Source organism: Moorena producens 3L (assembly GCF_000211815.1).
GTDB lineage: Bacteria > Cyanobacteriota > Cyanobacteriia > Cyanobacteriales > Coleofasciculaceae > Moorena > Moorena producens.
Map to the genome: position 1 here is coordinate 1 of NZ_GL890892.1, position 1,819 is coordinate 1,819.

Here is a 1,819-nt window from a genome sequence, read left to right on the forward strand (position 1 = left end):
GTTCCTGCATCAGCTCGAAGGCATCAGCAGCACCTACAACGTACCGCTGGCGCTACGCCTCGACGGCCGTATCGATATCGGTGCGCTGCAGGCCGCGGTAAACGACCTGGTAGCCAGACACGAATCGCTGCGCACAACCTTCGCCGAAACGGGTGGGCGTCCTGTGCAGGTCATCGTCGACGCGCCGGACATTCCGGTACGGGTGAGTGCACTCGCCGACGCCAGCGACGAGGAACTGCAGCACGCCCTGGAAGCACTCGTGCAAACCCCGTTCGACCTTGCCGGCGATGCGCTGGTGCGGGTGCACCTGCTGCGTGCGGCAGACGACCGCAACATCCTGCTGCTACTTATGCACCACATCGTCTCGGACGGCTGGTCGCTCGGCATACTCGCGCGCGAACTCGCTGCACTTTACGAGGGTTACTGCGCGGACTCAGCGGTCGAGTTGCCGCCGCTCCCGGTGCAGTACGCCGACTATGCCGTCTGGCAACGGGGCTGGCTCGCCGGACACGAACTGCGACGGCAGCTGGGATACTGGGAGGAACAGCTCGACGGCGCTCCGGCTCTGCTGGCATTGCCAACGGACAAGCCAAGGCCGCCGGTGCAAAGCTTCAACGGCGCACACATCAACCGCACCTATACGGTCGAACTCGGTGACCGACTGCGCGCGCTGGCCGGCGCGGAAGAATGCACGTTGTTCATGCTGCTGCTGGCGGCATACAACGTACTGCTCGCCCGCTACACGAGCGAGGACGACATCGTGGTCGGCACTCCGATTGCGGGCCGCACGCGCTCCGAGATCGAGGGGCTCATCGGCTTTTTCGTCAACACGCTCGTGCTGCGAACGGACCTGTCGGACGATCCTGATTTCATCGAGGTCATGCGCCGCGCGCGCGAGACGGCACTGGCCGCTTATGCCCATCAGGAACTGCCCTTCGAGAAGCTCGTCGAAGAACTGCAGCCGGAGCGCGATGTCAGCCACCCACCACTGTTTCAGACATTGTTCGTGCTGCAGGAAAACCTCTCCGACGATATCCGGTTCCACGGCACCGAGGTGACACCCCTGGATTTCGAACTCGGCAGCGCCAAGTTCGACCTGTCGTTGTTCATGGTGGAATTCGAAGACGGCCTGACCGCCTCGTTCGAATACAACACCGATCTGTTCGAAGCAGAAACCATCGAGCGCATGCTCACGCACCTCGGCACCCTGCTCGAAGCAATTGCCGACAATCCCGCGCGACCGGTCAGCGAGCTGCCGTTGCTCGACGCAGCCGGTCGCGAACGGGTACTGGAGCATTTCAACCCGGCCCCCGAGGCGCTGCCTGCTGCGCGCGTCCACGAGCTCGCTGAGGCGCAGGCGCGCAAGTCCGCCAGCGCCATTGCTGTTGCCGACGGCGAACAGGAGCTCAGTTACGCGCAACTCAATGCGCGAGCCAACCGCCTTGCGCGCCGCCTGCAGGACGCCGGCGCGCGGCCCGGAACGCTCGTCGGTATCTGCACCGGGCGCGGTCTGCATCAGGCCGTCAGCGTGCTGGCCGTGCTCAAGACCGGTGCGGCCTATGTGCCGATCGACCCGAACTACCCGGCCGACCGTGTTGCCTACATGCTGGACGACAGCCGCGCGCCGGTGCTCGTCACCGAGCAGTCGTTTTGCACAGACATGCCGGCACACCATGCGGAGATCGTCACGGTCGATGACTTCGACTGGGAACGCGGCGACGACACCAACCTGAAAGTCGAGGGCGGCGACTCCGTCTATGCCATCTACACGTCAGGCTCTACCGGCCGGCCGAAAGGCGTGGAGCTGACCCATGCCGGG

1 protein-coding gene is annotated in these 1,819 nt (G+C 64.5%); it reads left to right on the top strand.

Annotated elements, in window-relative coordinates:
* On the top strand, nucleotides 1-1,819 hold a 1,819-nt coding region (locus LYNGBM3L_RS13075), incomplete at both ends, for a condensation domain-containing protein (RefSeq protein WP_008183689.1).